Below are 675 nucleotides of genomic sequence, written 5' to 3'. Positions count from 1 at the left end.
CCCTTCGGACCCTCGACTACTTGCCGCAAGCCCTGCGCAGCGCCCTGCTCGGCGCGGTGGGCTGCCGCATGGCGTACGCCGGGCTGACGACGTGGGACGGGGCGCACTTCGCCGAGGTCTGGGGCAAGGAGTGGGTGGAGACACGCGATGTCACCGACCGGCAGATCATCTCGGACGAGCCCCTGACCAAGGTGCTGCACTTCATCCGCCGGGTCGCGACGGGCAAGGCCGCGACCGCACAGTCCGTGACCGTACGGACGGTGGAGCGGGAGCGCTGGTCGGCGTCGGAGCTCGCGCACGCGGTACCGCCCGGGCACGCCGTGCTGTCGCTGACGTCCGTACGCGGCCACAGCGCCCCACCCGTGCTGGTCAACCTGAACGGTTGATTACCTACCCCCTGATGAGAGTGGACGGGCAAGGGCGCGGGCCCCTGCCCGCCCTCCCCTACCGCACACGGGATACCTGCGCTTTCCTCCATTGAGGCAGAATCGGAAGGAGCCGTTCGTACGCGACGGCGCACTCTTCGCATCCCGCCGAAGCGAAGCCGCCCGAAGCCGCAACGAAGGTGCCATGCCTCCCACGCTCGCCTCACTCGTCCACCACTCCACCCTGAAGCTGACCGTGCTCGCGGGTGAGGGGCGGCTGGACACGCCCGTGCGGTGGGCGCATGTCAGC

General features: G+C 69.9%; 1 protein-coding gene and 1 pseudogene. Both read left to right on the top strand.

Translation table 11 applies throughout. From position 1 onward, the window contains the following. A pseudogene (locus KUM32_RS39505) lies at positions 1–386 on the top strand (ATP-binding protein); the annotation flags it as partial. 184 nt (positions 387–570) lie between these two features. Next, positions 571–675, top strand: a 105-nt coding sequence (locus KUM32_RS44460) for a PucR family transcriptional regulator ligand-binding domain-containing protein (protein WP_254406749.1), incomplete at its 3' end; no start/stop codon positions are given.

The organism is Streptomyces sp. AC627_RSS907 (assembly GCF_019049165.1).
The sequence above is the reverse complement of the archived record's forward strand: the minus strand, read 5'-3'. Positions and strand labels throughout refer to the sequence as shown.